Here is a 15,965-nt window from a genome sequence, read left to right as displayed (position 1 = left end):
CAGATAACAAAAAAAGAACTGCCAAAGGCAGCTCCTACATAAATAATTTCGGATCGATCCACTCCGTGTAGCCGGAAGAAGATTCATCGTCCCCATTCATCAAAAGCGAGTCACAGGATTGGGAGTATTCAAAAGGAATAGCCTGCACATAATCGTGCGGGAGAAAATCTGCATCCTTATATTCCGTAAACGGCCGATCGAGGGGACGCCCATTTACTCTGTCCTTCTTCAACTCATCGACAACGATCCGACCAATTTGTCTGCCCAACCGGAGCCCCTGGTCATTGTCTGCCTGGTAATGTACACCCGCATAAAGGCGCGAGCGTGCATCTTCTTCAGCAACCTGATTAAGCTTCCTTCTTTCAGCAGGGAAAAAATAGCCGAGAATTATCTCTGCCGCTCCGGAAACAGTAGCGTGACCGGATGGATACGACGGATGCTTCGGCGTACAGACGACCGTAGCTAAATGGCGGTCCAACTGGTTCGGCCGGGGTACGAGCCATTTATATTTCAGAGACCAGCACACCACGAAGGCATCATTCATGCCGCTGAACAAAGCTCCAAGGATTCTTGCTGCCCGAGGGGCTTCCACTCCATACGTATCAATGAGTCGATCAATGATCGGAATCCACTGTTTGGAAGGCGGACCAGCTCCCCAGTACTTGGCAATGGTAATTTGTTCTTGCGTCAAGTTTGCAAGGGTTTCTTTAACGGTTTCTAATTCCTCATACCAATCGATCGTATCCGGATCTTTAATGGCAAGACGAATGGGACGACCATCCATTTTCTTAAAACCGTGCCTTCGACTATGCTGAATGAAATATGTTTTCCACTCGCCTGCTTCAAACTCCACTCCCCGTTCTACAACAGGCGGCACCTTCGTCCCTGCATAAGGTATTTCGGTCCAGCTCGGATAGTGACGAGACATGGCATTCCCCTCCTTTTATCCTTACCATATGTAGAGACAATAGGAGTGTTCCATTAATATGTCACTGGTGATGACCTTCCGTTACAGGAGATTGCGCTTTGATCAAATCCGCGTAGAATCCACCCTGATTCATCAGCCGGCGGTGACTACCCTGCTCTATAATTTTTCCGTGCTGCATAACGAGTATTTTGTCGGCCGAACGGATGGTATGAAGTCTGTGAGCTATGACAAAGCTTGTGCGACCCGCCATCAGCCGCTGTAGCGCCGTATTAATTTTACTTTCGGTCAAGCTGTCGATACTACTTGTCGCTTCATCCAAAATGAGCAGGGAGGGATCAGCAATCATCGCCCTCGCGATGGAAAGAAGCTGACGTTGACCGTGACTCACCCCTTTTCCATCGGAATCCAGAACCGTCTCATATCCTTCAGGAAGGTTTACGATGAACTCATGGGCACGCGCGGCCTTTGCTGCAGCCTCGACTTCTTCATCCGTAGCCTCCAAACGGCCGTAGCGGATGTTTTCCCTGATAGACAAATGAAACATGGTCGCATCTTGAAGAACCACTCCCATTCTGCTCCTCAGCCAACTTCTGGGTACTCTCTGAAGATCCACCCCGTCCAAATAAATCGCGCCTGCATCCGGGTCGTAAAACCTGGAAAGAAGCGAAAGAATCGTTGTCTTCCCTGCACCCGTCGGACCGACAAGTGCAATTGTCTCTCCAGGTTCTGCAACAAAGTTGATATCCACAAGCGTCGGCTGCCCCTCCTCATAAGCGAAGGACACAGAATCAAAACGGATGTCACCAGATATACTTTCAAGCGGCTCTTCTTTGACCTCACCCTCTACTTCCTCATCCAACACTTGAAATACACGCTGCGCTCCAGCTACTGCCGATAAAATCATATTGAACTGATTAGCAAGGTCATTGAGTGGACGGGTAAATTGACGGGAATAAGTGGTGAAAGCAACGATCACACCAATGGAAATACTGCCATTCAACGCAAGGATACCACCGGCACCGATAATAATGGCAAAGCTTACATTATTCAGCATGTTCATTAATTTCGGGATGAATCCTGTGTAAACCTGTGCATAATAACCGGATTCCCTGAGTGCTTCATTCTTCTTTTCAAAACGCTCTATTACCCGCTGCTCCTTGGAAAACATACGGACGACCGGCTGGCCAGTAAACATCTCTTCCACATACCCGTTCACTTCCCCCAGATCTGTCTGCTGCTGCTTAAAGAAAGGTCCTGTCCGTTTCGTAATCCATTTCATTCCGAAATACATGACAGGAACGATAGTCAAAGTCAGCAATGTCAGCAAAGGACTCAGCCATAACATAAGCACAATAGTACCGGTCAAAGTAAGAACACTGGTAATGAACTGGACGACCGCTGTGTTCATGGTTCGGCTCACATTCTCGATATCATTGGTCAACCGGCTCATCAGCTCTCCTTGCTGCATCCGTTGAAAATACAGAACCGGAAGTTTTTGTACATGGGAGAATAAGTGATTCCGCATTCTGCGAACCGATCCTTGCGCGATATCGATCATCAAGTAGTTTTGCAGCCACAGGAAGACAGATTGACATACGTAGAGTATGAGCAGCAGGACAAGCATACCGACAAGTGTGTCACGGGAAGGAACTTCGATCACTAAGTCCACGGTTTTGCCAAGTAAATACGGACCTAATAGTGACAAGGAAGAACTGACCAGAATAGCCGTTATCACCATAATAAACCGCTGCTTTTGGGTCGCCATATATCCCCATATCCTCTGCAGCGTCTCCCACACACGGTCAACCTTCGGGGGACTTGTGCCTAATCCTTGATGACGCCTGCTCATGAAATCACCCCTTCCTGCTGGGTTGCATGAACTTCCCGATAAAAATCGTTTGAGTCCAGTAATTCTTCATGGGTTCCGTTCGCGATCAGCCTGCCGTTCTGAAGCAGCAGAATGGTGTCCGCATTTTCCACGGAGCTGATTTTCTGTGCAACGATGAAGACAGTGCAGCGCAGTTCATTTAATGCTTGAAACAACCGTTGTTCCGTATGTGCATCGAGCGCACTTGTACTGTCATCAAGCAAAAGGATTTTAGGCTTTCGGACGAGCGCTCTCGCTATGGAGAGTCTTTGTTTCTGGCCACCGGAAAAGACGACACCCTTTTGACCGATTTCCGTATCATAGCCGTCAGGAAGGCTTGAAATGAAGGAGTGAATTTGAGCCCGTTCAGCGGCTTCCTTTACTTCCTCTTCCGTCGCATCCTCTTTCCCCCAAGCGATGTTCTCTCGTACGGAACCAGAGAAGAGATGGACGTCCTGTGGAACCAGGCTTATTTTTTTCCGTAATGGCAGGAGGGCGAAGTTCTCCAATTCTTCCCCATCCAAAGACAATTGCCCTGAGTTTTTTTCATACAGGCGGGGTATTAAATGTAACAAGGACGTTTTTCCTGAACCTGTTTCTCCAAGAATTCCTACGGTTTGACCAGCTTCGATCTGAAAGGAAATTTCCTGAAGTACACATTCGCCGGATCGCTCAAAAGAAACATCCTGAAAGGTTACAGATCCTTGCAGCTCTTTCGTTACAGGAGAAGACGGTTCTGCGATGTCCGTATCCTCCCGTCCGACTTCTTCCAGGCGGACCGCTGATGCGTAAGCTCTTGAGAACACCATGATAAGAAACGTAAAAACAGAAAAAGTAAACAAAATCCTTGTTGCGTAATTGATGATTGCGACCACTTCACCTGCCTGCAAATCTCCAGCACGCAGCCACTCCCCGCCGAAGAAGAGCAGGAAAAGAATCACGACGTTCATACCGAGCATAACGACCGGCATCGCCGTTTCCACGAGCCATAGTGCGCGCTTATTCTGCTTTACAAGGTCATCGTTTCTTTCGCTGAACCGGTCCTTCTCATGTGCTTGTCTATGGAATCCCTTAATGAGACGGATGCCTGTTAAATTCTCACGGATGACGGTATTCAGGGCATCCAGCTTAGTTTGGACGTTTCTAAACAGCCGGACTCCTTTAGTCAGAACAAAATACAAAAAAACGAGCAGAAACGGAACACTGCCGAGCATGATTACAGCCAGACGGACATCAATTGTAAAGGCCATTATTAATGCGAAAACTATGAATAAAGGCGCCCGGAGACCGATACGAACAAACATGAACAAAAAATTCTGAATCTGGATGACATCGTTTGTGACCCTTGTTACCAGACTCGGCGTAGGAATACGCTGGAAGTTTTCATCCGTGAACGCCTGTACCTGCCGGAAGAGGTCCCTGCGGAGATCATACCCTACCCCCTGACTAAAACGGGATGCATAAAAAGAGTTCGTAATTCCGGCTGCAAACGCGGTTAAAGACAACAACAACAAGATCCCTCCCCAAAGAGCTACGACAGAATATTGTTCCTGAAGAATTCCATCATCAATGATCTTAGCCATTAAAAGAGGCTGGACTAACTCCACAACCAGTTCCAACAGCATCAAAATTAACGCTATGGATGCCGAGCTTTTATAAGTCTTTGTATAAGCCAACACGTAACGCATGAAGGAACCTCCTCCTCTCCTTACAGGTTTCTTGAAACCTACTTCAGTCAGGGTTATACAGACATTCTCTTTTTTAAATATTTCAGTATAACTTTTGTACAACCATTACGACAGTATACGAGGCCTTACCCCTATCCAAAAACCCGGACTTAGTCGTTGTTTAATAAGCAAAAATCCGGCATAATGGGAATGTATCGCTAACATATATGTAAGTACTTGTGGGAATTGCACAAACAAAATAGAATTATATTAATAATGCTTTAAGTACGACGGAGGAAGGTGATGCTTGATGGACAATATAAAACCGATTTTTCCAGTGACGGAAGAGCTCCTCGAACTCGTCGATTTGCTCAATCAGGTCTCTACAGACAACGAAGACCAGGTCATTCCTCAAACCATGGCTGTTCTGAACAAGGTTTATGCTCAAGGCATCATGGAAGGTTATGAAAAAGCGATGGAGAAACAAAAAACAAAAAAATAAAAGAACGAGGTGGATGGAGTGACAGGGAAAACCACCGGGATCGATGTCACCCTTGATATTGTCTGCGGCAAATGGAAAGGACTGATCCTTTGGCAGCTGCTGCATATTGATTCAATCCGATTCAACGAGTTACGCCGCTCTATAGAGGGGAACATCTCCTCCCGAATCCTTACCAGGGAATTAAAGATGCTGATTGATGACGGTTTAATCGAGCGAATCGATTATGGAACCGTCCCTCCCAAAGTGGAATACCGCATCACTCCTTATGGGAAAACGACATCCACGTTTTTGGAAAGTATGAACCGCTGGGGGCTTATACATAATCAAATAAGTCTGTCAGATAAGGACATTACCGGTGAAATACAACATAAGAAGGATAACAGCTGCTGAAAGAAGAAGAGGCCCTTGAACGAGTGAAGAGGCCTCTTCGGAATGGATCAAAACGAACGATCTGCCGGATAAGTAAGGCCGATTTGTCTACGGGCTTCTTCCATTACCTTCGCTGCGATCAAAGTATGTGTCAATGAATTATTTCCAGCATGATTTTTCTCACCTTTAAGAAGAGAAACGAATGCTTCGGTCTCATAATACATAGGAAGAAACTCCTTTTCTTCCACTTCCAACTCCTCCACGCTTCCATCTCTGTATCTAATCTGTATGTCCTTCGGTTCTGAAATATTAGAAATGACTATGGTACCTTCTTCTCCCTGAATTTCCGACGGTGCATACGCATTGATGATTTTCGAATGCATGACGACACCTTCCATATCCTTATATCGGGCTAAGACGGTACCTTCTCCATCCACGCCGGATTCAAGCATCACCCCGTTTGCCTTTACTTCCTCCGGAGCCCCGAACAGGGTGACCATCGGATAAATCCCATAAATACCGAGATCCATCAGAGAACCGTTGGATAGAGAAGGTTGGAAAGCATTTAATACTTCCCCTTCTCTGTAAGCATCATAACGGGAAGAATATTTGCAGAAAACACCTACGTACCTTCTGACCTTTCCAATCTTATGTAAATTCTCCTGAACAGCAAGAAAACCGGGCATCATTGTGGATTTGACAGCTTCCATAAGGACGACACCATTCTCCTTTGCCACTTGAATCATCGATGCGATCTCCTGTTGATTGGACGCCATCGGCTTCTCACACAGAACATGCTTCCCAGCCTTCATAAGCTCAACAGCCTGTCGGGCATGAAAGGCATTTGGACTGGCAATATATACAGCATCCACTTTATCACTTTCAGCCAGTGCATGGATGTTTGTGTACGTTTGGAAAACTCCATAATTCTCCGCAAATGCTTTGGCACGGCTTTCCGTCCTGGAATAGACGGCTGTCAGTTCTACCTCTTTATGCTGACGGGCCGCCTCTATCCACTTCTCTGTAATCGTATTTGTTCCGATCACTGCGAACCTGATCATCCTAACACCCCATTCGTTAATGTAGCACTATTATACAACACACCAATGAAAAGACCTACCTGATGGAAATTTCAGTCGATGTGCTTCAGACCAATTTCAGCAAGGATTTCCTGGCCTTCTGTCGTCGGGTGGACGTCTCCTTCGATGATCAGCTTCGGCTTTCCCTCAAAAGCCTTATGGGCATCGATCAACTTCACAGAAGCGAAATGCTGGAGCAGTTTAATGACAGATGCATACTGCTGATTGATATAGGATAATGGTGTCGAAAGTTTCTCCCCTGCTGCCGGATAAGGGTTATAGATATTGTAGACGAGAATCTTCCCGCCAGTCAGTTGATCGATTTCTAATATAGTTGAATAAACATTGTAGATAAGGTCTCTGATAATCGGCGCCGCCTCCTCCATCTTCAAACCCTTCAAGCCACCATTTTTCTTAAGAATATTCAGCAGGTCATTCCCTCCAATATAGAGGACGACATAGTCGGCGTCATGAAGCGCTTCACGAAATATATCATTAGAACGGACGGCCTGAAGCAGTTCTTCCGATGTAAGACCAGGGATGCTTAAGTTGATGACCTCCATATCACGCTCCGTACCAATAAGGGATGGGAACGATTGCTTAGGAGGATTTAAGTTCCCTTCTACCAGGTTGTATCCAAACGGAATGGAGTCTCCTATCGCGACCATTCTTTTATCTTGAAAAGCTCCGGCGGTAAGCGGAAAGGACAAGACGAGAAACAGCGCAGTCAATATCGATATAACTTTCACCTTATACATCCCCTGTTCTTGAATTATGTAAGACAGGGCGCCCGCTAAGGCACCCGTCTGACTATTTCCGAATAAACATCTGTACCCATTGGTTTCCGTCTTCGGAAAATCCGACTCCTACATGGGTCATGTTCTTATCCATTATGTTCTTGCGGTGTCCGGGACTGTTCAACCATCCTTTGACAACCTCATCCGGTGTGCTTTGTCCTGCCGCTATGTTTTCAGAGGCCTTTTTATAATCGACCCCATACTCTTTCAACATTTCAAACGGACTTCCATACTTCGGTGATGTATGAGAGAAGTAATTGTTTTCTGCCATATCTTCGGATTTATCCTGGGCTACATCTTCCACCTCATTACTATTCTTCAAAGGCTGAAGTCCTTGTTTTTCTCTAGCTTCATTTGTAAGATCCAGGACCTTCTGTTGAAAATCCCCTTCTGGTGCGGCAGACTGATCCTGACCGTCTTTTTGTTCAAATAAGTATGGATCCTGCGCTGTACCATTCGGGTTCATCCCTTCGAAAGGAATGTTCGCGTCAAAACGATTCTGTCCGTTCTCATACTGCCCATAACTTCCGCGATCCTGCGTCCCACGGTCTGCAGGATCAAAACTGACCTCATTTAAATTATTCTGCTGTCTTTCCCGTGCAGATTGATCTGTTGTATTACAAGCCGCAAGCATGATGAGCATCATGACGGCAAATGCTGTGTACCATAAATGTTTAGGCATGTTTCTTTATCCTCCTCAGGAATTTCATCAGTTTTACTATGTACGCCCAATCAAAACTTATCCATGAGAAGATGTTCCATCCCAAATAAAAAAAGAGCGGAATTCCGCTCCCTTTTCCCTTACATATGACAATCCGGACAACAATGTTGACAGCCATTGACCTTATCAAATGTATTTCGCGCTTCCTCGAGTGCACTGCTGCACTCGCTATGTCCGCCTAAAGCAAGCAGGTTCTTCTCGAAAGGCATGAAATTACAACCTTCGACATGCACCTCATGTCCGCCGTCTGCCTGCTGATTCTGATTCGCAAAATATTGAGCCACTAATATCTCCTCCTTAGCCTCTTTGTACCCCGACAAGATGAATTGAAACCGGAAAGGAAGCGTTATCCACACTGTTTTAAATGCTTCATGGTAGGATATAGCATAGAACCAAAACCATAACGAGAGGCGGAACAAATATGCAACGCGTATCTATTACGGAAGACATGTCTTACTCAAGACTCATCCACGGCCTTTGGAGGCTGGCAGACTGGAAGCAGACGAAGGAAGAAACATTGGAGTTAATGGAATATAACCTTGATCTCGGCATCACAACTTTCGATCATGCAGATATTTACGGAAGTTACACGTGTGAGGCTTTATTCGGGGAAGCTTTGGCTCTAAAACCTTCTTTACGAGAAAAAATGGAGATCGTGACGAAATGCGGCATCGTCCTTCCTTCCAAAAACCGGCCTGAGCATAAATCACACCATTACAATACAAGCCGGGAGCATATACTCACCTCTGTAGATCATTCGTTGACCAACCTCCAAACCAATTATATCGACACTTTGCTTATTCACCGCCCGGATCCTTTCATGGACGGGGAGGAAGTGGCGGCCGCTTTCACTCAATTGAAAAAGGAAGGCAAAGTCCGGCATTTTGGTGTGTCCAATTTTAAAAATCACCAATGGACTATGCTTCAATCCTATTTGGATTTCTCATTAGTGACCAACCAACTGGAGCTCTCCGCCATACAGCTTGAAAATTTCCAGGACGGTACGCTGAATGTATGCCAGGAGAAACGTACGGCACCAATGGCGTGGTCTCCTTTGGGCGGTGGAGATATTTTCCACTCCAATGACGAGAAAGCCGTGCGCCTGCGCGACAGCTTACATAGGGTGAAGGATGAAATCGGAGCGGATGGTATCGATCAAGTGCTTTATGCCTGGCTGCTGGCCCACCCGGCCTCCATTATGCCGATTATCGGTTCCGGCAAGAAGGAGCGGGTTCTCCAAGCTGTCCGCGCGCTCGATTACCAATTAAACCGCGATCAGTGGTTTGATATCCTGCAAAGTTCAATGGGGCATGACGTCCCGTAATGGATGTGTTAACGGCTTTAAGTGTTACACAGACTTTTAAAAAAAGGAGTTCCGGCAATGTTTGCCGGAACTCCTTTTGTTTTTATAATGACTGAACCGCTCGTTCAATGTCCGCGGCTTTCGTCACGGCCGATACGACAGCGACGCCGGCCGCCCCTGCCTCCATGACAAGATGCGCATTATGCTCATCAATGCCCCCGATACCGACGACTGGTAATTCGGGATGAGTCATCCGTATATCACGAATAAACTCCGGACCCGTAACTGGATTAGCATCACGCTTCGTGGAAGTAGGAAAAATCGGCCCGGCACCAACATAATCGACTAGATGAAGAGGGCTTTGTTCCAGGTGATTCCTATCGGACAAAGATAGGCCGATCACAGCGTCAGGGTATGCCGCCCGGATACTCTCTACCTGAGCATCTTCCTGCCCCACATGAATGGCCTCGGCCTCCAAAACTTCGAACAGTCGGATGTCATCATTGACGACAAATAAGACGTTGTTTGCATCACATACCCGCTTCAAAGCACGCCCGAGTTCGACTTTATCTTCCCACTCCATAGAACCATCCCCCTTTTCCCGGAATTGAAAAGCCGTGATTCCGCCGGAAACAGCTTCAGACAGCGTTTCCAAAGGATCTTTTACACAGTCTTGGCTACCCATGACTAAATACTTCCGCAGACGATGAGAAAGTGTCATATGCCTTCCTCCAGATCCCGGCTGAGTGCATCAAGGAAATGCGGCAGGAATGTTCCAGGGCCCTGAACAGATGGGAGAGAAGCGGCCTGCTCCGCTGCACGACCGTAATGCTTCAACGCCGTTTCCAGTTTCTCGTACACTCCGCCATCGACACTAAGAACAGCGGCGAGAATGGAACCCAGGAGACAGCCGGAACCGGTGACGCGGCCAAGCAGCGGATGACCGCTCTCGTTCCGACCGCTTTTTCCATCTGCACAAAAGCGGTCAACGGCACCTGTGCAGACGACCGCTGTTCGGAACGCTTCAGCAACCGCTTGAACAATTTCCCCGGTATTCCCTTCCCCGACAGAATCGACTCCCTTCGTCTCCACTTCTATATCAACCAGCCGAGCCAGCTCTCCTGCATTTCCTTTGATGACCGTCGGTTGAACCTCCTTTACGATGCGTTGAAATGCTTCATAACGATACTTGGTCGCCCCTACCCCGACGGGATCGAGAACGACAGGAATACCTTTCTCATTAGCGGCTCTTCCTGCCAAGATCATGGATTCCACCTGGTAATCATTCAATGTTCCGATATTCAACAACACCCCGTCTGCCAACATCGCTACGTCCGCCGCTTCCTGATGGGCGGCTGCCATGATTGGCGAAGACCCGAAAGCAAGCGCACCGTTCGCTGTGAAATGGACGACCACTTGGTTCGTGATGTGATGAATCAGCGGCCGCTTTTCTCTTACTTTTTCTATGATGGTGTTCATCCTTTCATCGTCTCCTTCCTGGTGGCAAAATGATTGGTGGGTCCGCTTCCTGCTCCCAGGTCAAAGGAGTAACGAATGGCTTCGGTAACAAAGTACTTACTTTTACGGACGGCTTCTTTCAACGTATCGCCCCGGCTTAAGTATGCCGTGATCGCAGCCGAATACGTACAACCGGTGCCATGGGTGTTATTCGTATCGATTCGCTCTGCTTCCAAAACGGTCATCTCGTTTCCATCATATAAATAATCGACCGCATGACCTCTCAGATGACCTCCTTTGACAAGTGCTGCACCAGCTCCATAAACCTCGACAAGTTCTTCCGCTGCCTTTTTCATAGCTTCTTCCGTCTCTATCGCCTTACCGGTCAAATACTCCGCTTCCGGTATGTTCGGTGTTACGAGCGTTGTTAAAGGAACAAGCTCTTTCCTGAGATAATCCCTCGCCTTTTCCTCAATTAAAGGATCGCCGCTCGTTGCTACCATCACAGGGTCCATGACGTATGCAGCCTCTGTTTCCTTCAGCCATTGTTTAAGGACCTCCATCATATCGATAGTTGCCACCATACCCGTTTTCAGTGCATCGATCGGCATATCGTCTGATACTGCATAGAGCTGCTGCTTCAGCATCGTGACCGGAAGATGATGAACCGCAGATACGCCGGTCGTATTCTGAGCGACTACCGAAGTGACGACGCTCATCCCATAACTTTGAAGCTCTTGAAACGTCTTTAAATCCGCCTGGATACCCGCACCGCCGCTTGGATCCGTTCCGGCGATGGTAAGAGCACACTTCACTCGGTTCATCGGTAAACCCCCTCAGCTACGGGCCATTCCTCGACGGTATAGGCCATTTCCCAGAAGGATAATTCCAGCTGGCAGCTCTTTCGGAAAGCTTCACGCATCTTATTCTTCTCCTCGTCTGAAGCTTGCTCTGCATAGGCATCAAGCTTCTCACAAAGCTGTCCTGTCAATCCGCCTATTTCTTCCTCTGCATAGAAATCGATCCAATCAAAGAACGGATGATTTTCGTCCGGTTGATAGGCTTTCGTTAGTTCTTTACCGATTTCGAGATATGTCCAGGGGCATGGAAGTAAGGCGGCAATAATTTCTCCAATACTGCCCATATGCGCATGGTAGAGCATATGTTTAATATAGTGGTCCGCTGTCGGTGGCAGCGGGTAACCCTGCAGTTCCTCATATTCTTTACCGATATATCGGCACAGGTTGTTATGGGGATGCACTTCACTGTGGAGCACAAAGTTGATCTGGTCATTGAAGAGCTCAATATCTTCTCTTTTTGGTGATTTGGAAACAGCAATGCCGTACACATGCATAAATGCATTCAAATATTCAAAGTCCGCTTTCACATAATGAGCGACAGCTTCTTTCGGAAGTTCTCCTTTTCCGAGACCTTCAACAAATGGATGGTGAAAAATAGCTTCAAACACGTCCTGATTTTCTTTTCTTAATTGAGTGGAGAATGACATAGTGGTGCCTCCCTGGGTTATTCGGAAGCTACTAGAGGATTGCAGAGGTCCAGACTACTTCCCTACGCTGGTACGAACCAGATCAGGTGTTGAGGGACAAAGGATAATCCTTATCTCAGCGATAATTCGCGCCCCTAGCAGTTTCCGTGTATTATGGTTGTAATAGAAGTTGTTCTGCTTTGATACGTGACAGCACAAACCAGCCGATGGCAGCTCCTGACAGACTGCTGATGAAGAAAGAAGGAACAAAGGCAAACGCTCCGGCCGCACTGCCCATGACGAATCCAGCCAGTGGAACGGCGAGTAATGCTCCAATGATTCCAGTTCCAATCACCTCGCCGACTACAGCTGCCCCTTTCCGTTTGTATATCCGATAAAACAAACCAGCAAATAATGCTCCGACCATTCCACCAGGAAAAGCCAACAGTGTTCCTAGCCCTAAAAGAAATCGCAGCAGGCCGATGCAGAAAGCAATGGCAGCAGCAGGCAGCGGTCCAAGCATCACAGCAGCCATGACATTTACCGCATGTTGGACAGGATATGCCTTCGCGATGCCTGCCGGAAACCAGAGCAGCTGTGCTCCGAATGTTCCAATGGCAACAAACAGTGCCATAATAGTCAATAAACGTGTACGGTTCAATACATTCCCCCCTTCCATAGGAAAATAAAAAAGCCAGGTCCTGGAGAGGACCTGACTCGGATCATAGACAGTCGATGAATAACTATTCGTTCGTCTGACTACTTCCCTCCGCTGGTATTAACCAGATCAGGTTCATAAGAGTCGAAAAGCTTTACGCTTTCCTCTCAGCCTGTAACAAGGCCCCCCTAGTAGTTGAATCGTACTATTTGCTTGGTTGAATCTTATGATAACAAAGTTCGTATCTTCTGTCATGTGCAATATTCTGAATAATATCTGTATTAGAGAGGAGAATGACAATGAGAAACATCTGGACAATGATGGGGGCCGCTTGTTTGATTCTTTTGGCGGGGTGCAGTTCTGCACCAGCCGGCTCGGATTATGAGGAAACGGAAGCAGAGGCGCCTCCGGAGCAAGCAGAAATCAGCGGTTATGTGATGGAACAGGAAGGATCCAGTATCCTTGTCGTCACTCCAACTACAGAGTCAGAAGACAAAGGGCGGGCGATGTGGGTGTCTGAAGCTCCGGACAACGAATGGACAGGTAAGTATGTAGATGTTTGGACAGACGGCCCCATTAAAGAAAGTTTTCCAGAACAAGCACCTGCCGATAAGGTTTCCGAAGTGGAGATGAGTGAAGTAGAAGGGGCCCGATTGACGACCTCCGAAGCCTTGGCTTCCGCTCTAACCGATGTAGAAGATGACAAAATTGTTGCCGTGGCGGAAATTCTATTTGATGAAGACGATGACCAGTGGCAGATTGTTCTTAAGGAAAACGAAGGACCGGAGAAGGAAGTGCTTGTAGAAGATGAATAAAAAGCCGGGGATTCCCCCGGCTTTTGCTCATTTGGCAAGTGGAACAAGCGACGCTTGGATAACCGAATAAAGACTGCTGATATCCTTGACTGAATCGATGCTCGCCTGAAAGACCTCCTCTTTCGGTACACAGGACCAATCCAGATGGTAGCCGGCTTCCAAGGCGATTGTGCGGATGAACTCACGCAAGCTCCGACCATTTCCTTCCCGAAACGGATGAAGGACGTTCAACTCCGCCATATAGTGAGCCAGTTTCCGTGCTAAGTCCTCTTTGTCCATCCCTGCCCACTCTTCCTTCATTAGAGAATCAAAGATCGGGACAGAAGCTTCCTGAATGAAGCGGGCCTGCGCAAAAGAAAACCCGTCCTTCGTAATATTCTCTGTCCTGATATTGCCCGCAAAAGGATAAAGATCGGAAAATAAACGGGCGTGAATACGCTGCAAATGTCTGAGGTCGAAGTCCCCTTCCACAGGCTTTTCCTGCAGTTCCGACAAACGCTGGGTGGCAAGGATCGCCTCCATATATTCCAGCTGCTTGTCGTCCATAAGGTCATAGTGATTAATCAGCACATCAGTCCCTGCATAACAATAGCGGGAGGATTCACCCCCATACCTGGAACTAGGCATGGCGGGACAATTCCAAAGCCCGCTTGACGAATTCTTTATGGGATATGGCTCCTGTAAGACACTTCTTAACTAATGATTCCTGCTTCTTATTCAAGCTGAACCCTTCAATAGCCATGGACGCTTTCGCAGAACGCATCAAATGCTCTGCCTGTTCTTCTGTCCGAACACTCATTCTTTCCCCTCCGAACCACTTGTATCTACTATATATTATACTACAACGCCTCTTAATAATACAGTCAAAACGTTCGACAAACCCTTGTCACATAAGGGATTATGACGTCTTCTTCTTAGTGGAGGTAGTCGTTTTTCGTTTCGTTGTTTTTTTCTTCTTCGCGCCTTTGGTCCGCTCCAACGATTTCTCCAGAGCTTCCATCAAATCGGTGACATTGTCCGGTTTTTGTTTGTCTGCTGCCGTCGTAACCTCTTCGTTGTTCTTCTTCGCCTCAATCAAGTCCATCAACGCGGTTCGGTATTCGTCCGTATATTTTCCCGGATCAAATGTTTCGGTCAATTGATCGATCAATGTCACTGCGGTACTAAGCTCTTTCTTTCCTAAATCCGCCTCTGCCGGCACATTCGGGACATCCTGTACGTTTCTTACTTCGTCCGGGAAATGGATCGTTTCCATGAGCAATGTATTTTCATAAACACGAACAACCGCCAACTGTTCCTTGGATCGAATAATAATTTTTGCTACACCTATTTTCCCCGTATCGGACAGAGCTTGGCGTAACAACCCGTATGCTTTCGATCCCCCTTCATTGGGCGATATAAAATAGCTTCGTTCAAAATAAATCGGATCGATTTCCTCCAACTTGACGAAGTCGAGGATTTCGACCGCCTTATCCTCCTGCTCCTTCTTCAGCTGTTCCAAATCCTCTTCATCCAGCACCACGAATTTGTTCTTGGCATATTCATAGGCTTTCACAATTTCTTCCTGGCTGATTTCCTCTTCACATACCGGACAGCGTTTTTTGTATTCCACCGGTGTCTTACATTCTTTGTGAAGCTGCCTTAGCTTAATATCCTTGTTCTCCGTCGCTGCATGAAGCTTGATCGGAATATTGACGAGACCGAAGCTGATGGTTCCTTTCCACATCGTATGCATAGTTCTCGACTCCTTTTTCTCCTAGCATTCACGACAGGTCGGTAAAATATGTTCGCCGGCTGTGGGTAAACTAAGCAGCATATAAAAAAGGAGCGGGTGTCTTTGAAACCGATGCTATTGACTGCTGCAGAAGATTTGCCGACCGGACCGGATTGGATTTATGAAGTGAAGTATGACGGCTTCCGCTGTCTCCTCCATGCTTCGGAGGACGGGATAAAGCTATGGAGTAGAAACGGCAAGGACTTGAGTGGCCGCTTCCCGGAAATATGCGGATTTGTCCCCCCAGCCGACTCGCTCCCCTTCACGATTGACGGGGAACTCGTCATCCGTAACACACGGTGGCAGACAAACTTCTCTCGCTTGCAGACGAGAGGACGGTTAAAGAAGGAAGCTGTAATAGCCAGGGCCTCCCGGGAAAGGCCGTGTACATTTGTCGCATTTGATCATTTGACAGGGGGGAAACAGAGATTGGAAGAACGAAAGCGAAGCCTGTACGCTCTCGTTCAAACCATCCAGCATCCTCACATCGTGCTTTCAGAAGTACACACCAGCCTAGAAAAGATAAAAGCATTAGTATTGC

General features: G+C 47.2%; 19 protein-coding genes, 1 pseudogene and 2 riboswitches. Of the genes and pseudogenes, 5 read left to right on the top strand and 15 right to left on the bottom strand.

Translation table 11 applies throughout. From position 1 onward, the window contains the following. Positions 1 to 34: 34 nt before the first annotated feature. From D479_RS10725 to D479_RS10715, 3 genes are all read right to left on the bottom strand, one after another. On the bottom strand, positions 35 to 928 hold the full coding sequence (locus D479_RS10725) for a vanadium-dependent haloperoxidase (RefSeq protein WP_008636813.1): 894 nt from the start codon (positions 926 to 928) through the stop codon (positions 35 to 37). A gap of 61 nt (positions 929 to 989) precedes the next feature. After that, a complete protein-coding gene (locus D479_RS10720) occupies positions 990 to 2,777 on the bottom strand; it encodes an ABC transporter ATP-binding protein (protein WP_008636812.1) in 1,788 nt (595 codons plus the stop codon). Further along, positions 2,774 to 4,483, bottom strand: coding sequence for an ABC transporter ATP-binding protein (locus tag D479_RS10715; RefSeq protein ID WP_008636809.1), 1,710 nt, complete (start codon positions 4,481 to 4,483; stop codon positions 2,774 to 2,776). Before D479_RS10715 ends, D479_RS10720 begins: the two co-directional genes overlap by 4 nt. Before the next feature lie 289 nt (positions 4,484 to 4,772). On the opposite strand from D479_RS10715, the gene D479_RS10710 reads away from it, so the two are divergent. Next, on the top strand, positions 4,773 to 4,964 hold the full coding sequence (locus D479_RS10710) for a hypothetical protein (RefSeq protein ID WP_008636808.1): 192 nt from the start codon (positions 4,773 to 4,775) through the stop codon (positions 4,962 to 4,964). Positions 4,965 to 4,982: 18 nt separating this feature from the next. Then, complete coding sequence (locus tag D479_RS10705) at positions 4,983 to 5,354, top strand: helix-turn-helix domain-containing protein (RefSeq protein ID WP_008636807.1); 372 nt, start codon at positions 4,983 to 4,985, stop codon at positions 5,352 to 5,354. Positions 5,355 to 5,401: 47 nt separating this feature from the next. Here D479_RS10705 and D479_RS10700 read toward each other — a convergent pair whose 3' ends face one another. The 4 genes from D479_RS10700 to D479_RS10685 form a co-directional block, all read right to left on the bottom strand. Continuing rightward, positions 5,402 to 6,394, bottom strand: coding sequence for a Gfo/Idh/MocA family oxidoreductase (locus tag D479_RS10700; RefSeq protein ID WP_008636805.1), 993 nt, complete (start codon positions 6,392 to 6,394; stop codon positions 5,402 to 5,404). 71 nt (positions 6,395 to 6,465) lie between these two features. Continuing rightward, complete coding sequence (locus tag D479_RS10695; RefSeq protein WP_008636804.1) at positions 6,466 to 7,161, bottom strand: SGNH/GDSL hydrolase family protein; 696 nt, start codon at positions 7,159 to 7,161, stop codon at positions 6,466 to 6,468. A gap of 61 nt (positions 7,162 to 7,222) precedes the next feature. After that, entirely contained in the window at positions 7,223 to 7,891 is a 669-nt protein-coding gene (locus tag D479_RS10690; RefSeq protein WP_008636797.1) for a CAP domain-containing protein, read from the bottom strand. Between the two features lie 119 nt (positions 7,892 to 8,010). Continuing rightward, complete coding sequence (locus D479_RS10685) at positions 8,011 to 8,214, bottom strand: hypothetical protein (protein WP_008636796.1); 204 nt, start codon at positions 8,212 to 8,214, stop codon at positions 8,011 to 8,013. 137 nt (positions 8,215 to 8,351) lie between these two features. Between D479_RS10685 and D479_RS10680 the strand changes: the two genes are divergently transcribed. Beyond that, positions 8,352 to 9,254 (top strand): aldo/keto reductase family oxidoreductase, encoded by a 903-nt coding sequence (locus D479_RS10680; RefSeq protein WP_008636794.1) that lies wholly within the window; start codon positions 8,352 to 8,354, stop codon positions 9,252 to 9,254. 82 nt (positions 9,255 to 9,336) lie between these two features. Here D479_RS10680 and thiE read toward each other — a convergent pair whose 3' ends face one another. The 5 genes from thiE to thiW all read right to left on the bottom strand — a co-directional run bounded on the left by thiE (position 9,337) and on the right by thiW (position 12,838). Beyond that, positions 9,337 to 9,954, bottom strand: a complete 618-nt coding sequence (thiE, locus tag D479_RS10675; RefSeq protein WP_008636793.1) for a thiamine phosphate synthase — start codon at positions 9,952 to 9,954, stop codon at positions 9,337 to 9,339. Next, on the bottom strand, positions 9,951 to 10,712 hold the full coding sequence (gene thiM, locus D479_RS10670; RefSeq protein WP_008636792.1) for a hydroxyethylthiazole kinase: 762 nt from the start codon (positions 10,710 to 10,712) through the stop codon (positions 9,951 to 9,953). Before thiM ends, thiE begins: the two co-directional genes overlap by 4 nt. Then, positions 10,709 to 11,515, bottom strand: coding sequence for a bifunctional hydroxymethylpyrimidine kinase/phosphomethylpyrimidine kinase (thiD, locus tag D479_RS10665; RefSeq protein WP_008636791.1), 807 nt, complete (start codon positions 11,513 to 11,515; stop codon positions 10,709 to 10,711). The genes thiM and thiD overlap by 4 nt, the downstream gene beginning before the upstream one ends. After that, positions 11,512 to 12,198 carry a thiaminase II gene (gene tenA / locus D479_RS10660; protein WP_008636790.1) on the bottom strand — a complete coding sequence of 229 codons (687 nt, stop codon included), beginning with the start codon at positions 12,196 to 12,198 and terminating at the stop codon, positions 11,512 to 11,514. Before tenA ends, thiD begins: the two co-directional genes overlap by 4 nt. A gap of 42 nt (positions 12,199 to 12,240) precedes the next feature. Beyond that, positions 12,241 to 12,344: riboswitch (TPP riboswitch) on the bottom strand. Positions 12,345 to 12,349: 5 nt separating this feature from the next. Continuing rightward, complete coding sequence (gene thiW, locus D479_RS10655; protein WP_008636789.1) at positions 12,350 to 12,838, bottom strand: energy coupling factor transporter S component ThiW; 489 nt, start codon at positions 12,836 to 12,838, stop codon at positions 12,350 to 12,352. Positions 12,839 to 12,924: 86 nt separating this feature from the next. After that, positions 12,925 to 13,035: riboswitch (TPP riboswitch) on the bottom strand. Between the two features lie 99 nt (positions 13,036 to 13,134). Here thiW and D479_RS10650 point away from each other — a divergent pair. Next, complete coding sequence (locus D479_RS10650; RefSeq protein WP_008636787.1) at positions 13,135 to 13,650, top strand: DUF3221 domain-containing protein; 516 nt, start codon at positions 13,135 to 13,137, stop codon at positions 13,648 to 13,650. A gap of 27 nt (positions 13,651 to 13,677) precedes the next feature. Here the strand turns inward: D479_RS10650 and D479_RS10645 are convergent, their stop codons facing one another. The 3 genes from D479_RS10645 to D479_RS10635 all read right to left on the bottom strand — a co-directional run bounded on the left by D479_RS10645 (position 13,678) and on the right by D479_RS10635 (position 15,385). Continuing rightward, positions 13,678 to 14,220, bottom strand: a complete 543-nt coding sequence (locus D479_RS10645; RefSeq protein WP_235601504.1) for a Fic family protein — start codon at positions 14,218 to 14,220, stop codon at positions 13,678 to 13,680. Between the two features lie 49 nt (positions 14,221 to 14,269). Next, positions 14,270 to 14,449: a hypothetical protein gene (locus tag D479_RS10640; protein WP_008636785.1), complete on the bottom strand. Its 180-nt coding sequence runs from the start codon at positions 14,447 to 14,449 to the stop codon at positions 14,270 to 14,272. A 99-nt stretch (positions 14,450 to 14,548) separates the two neighbouring features. Next, on the bottom strand, positions 14,549 to 15,385 hold the full coding sequence (locus tag D479_RS10635; protein ID WP_008636784.1) for a Ku protein: 837 nt from the start codon (positions 15,383 to 15,385) through the stop codon (positions 14,549 to 14,551). A 111-nt stretch (positions 15,386 to 15,496) separates the two neighbouring features. Here D479_RS10635 and D479_RS10630 point away from each other — a divergent pair. Further along, positions 15,497 to 15,965, top strand: a pseudogene (locus D479_RS10630) (ATP-dependent DNA ligase); the annotation flags it as partial.

It is taken from the genome of Halobacillus sp. BAB-2008, assembly GCF_000328325.1.
Classification (GTDB): Bacteria; Bacillota; Bacilli; order Bacillales; family Halobacillaceae; genus Halobacillus.
This window is presented reverse-complemented; position numbering and strand designations above follow the sequence as displayed.

Coding starts and splice junctions, on each gene's coding strand:
- D479_RS10725 (WP_008636813.1), bottom strand. CDS start 928: ATGTCTCGTCACTATCCGAGCTGGACCGAAATACCTTATGCAGGGACG.
- D479_RS10720 (WP_008636812.1), bottom strand. CDS start 2,777: ATGAGCAGGCGTCATCAAGGATTAGGCACAAGTCCCCCGAAGGTTGAC.
- D479_RS10715 (WP_008636809.1), bottom strand. CDS start 4,483: ATGCGTTACGTGTTGGCTTATACAAAGACTTATAAAAGCTCGGCATCC.
- D479_RS10710 (WP_008636808.1), top strand. CDS start 4,773: ATGGACAATATAAAACCGATTTTTCCAGTGACGGAAGAGCTCCTCGAA.
- D479_RS10700 (WP_008636805.1), bottom strand. CDS start 6,394: ATGATCAGGTTCGCAGTGATCGGAACAAATACGATTACAGAGAAGTGG.
- D479_RS10690 (WP_008636797.1), bottom strand. CDS start 7,891: ATGCCTAAACATTTATGGTACACAGCATTTGCCGTCATGATGCTCATC.
- D479_RS10680 (WP_008636794.1), top strand. CDS start 8,352: ATGCAACGCGTATCTATTACGGAAGACATGTCTTACTCAAGACTCATC.
- thiE (WP_008636793.1), bottom strand. CDS start 9,954: ATGACACTTTCTCATCGTCTGCGGAAGTATTTAGTCATGGGTAGCCAA.
- thiM (WP_008636792.1), bottom strand. CDS start 10,712: ATGAACACCATCATAGAAAAAGTAAGAGAAAAGCGGCCGCTGATTCAT.
- thiD (WP_008636791.1), bottom strand. CDS start 11,515: ATGAACCGAGTGAAGTGTGCTCTTACCATCGCCGGAACGGATCCAAGC.
- tenA (WP_008636790.1), bottom strand. CDS start 12,198: ATGTCATTCTCCACTCAATTAAGAAAAGAAAATCAGGACGTGTTTGAA.
- D479_RS10650 (WP_008636787.1), top strand. CDS start 13,135: ATGAGAAACATCTGGACAATGATGGGGGCCGCTTGTTTGATTCTTTTG.
- D479_RS10640 (WP_008636785.1), bottom strand. CDS start 14,449: ATGAGTGTTCGGACAGAAGAACAGGCAGAGCATTTGATGCGTTCTGCG.
- D479_RS10635 (WP_008636784.1), bottom strand. CDS start 15,385: ATGCATACGATGTGGAAAGGAACCATCAGCTTCGGTCTCGTCAATATT.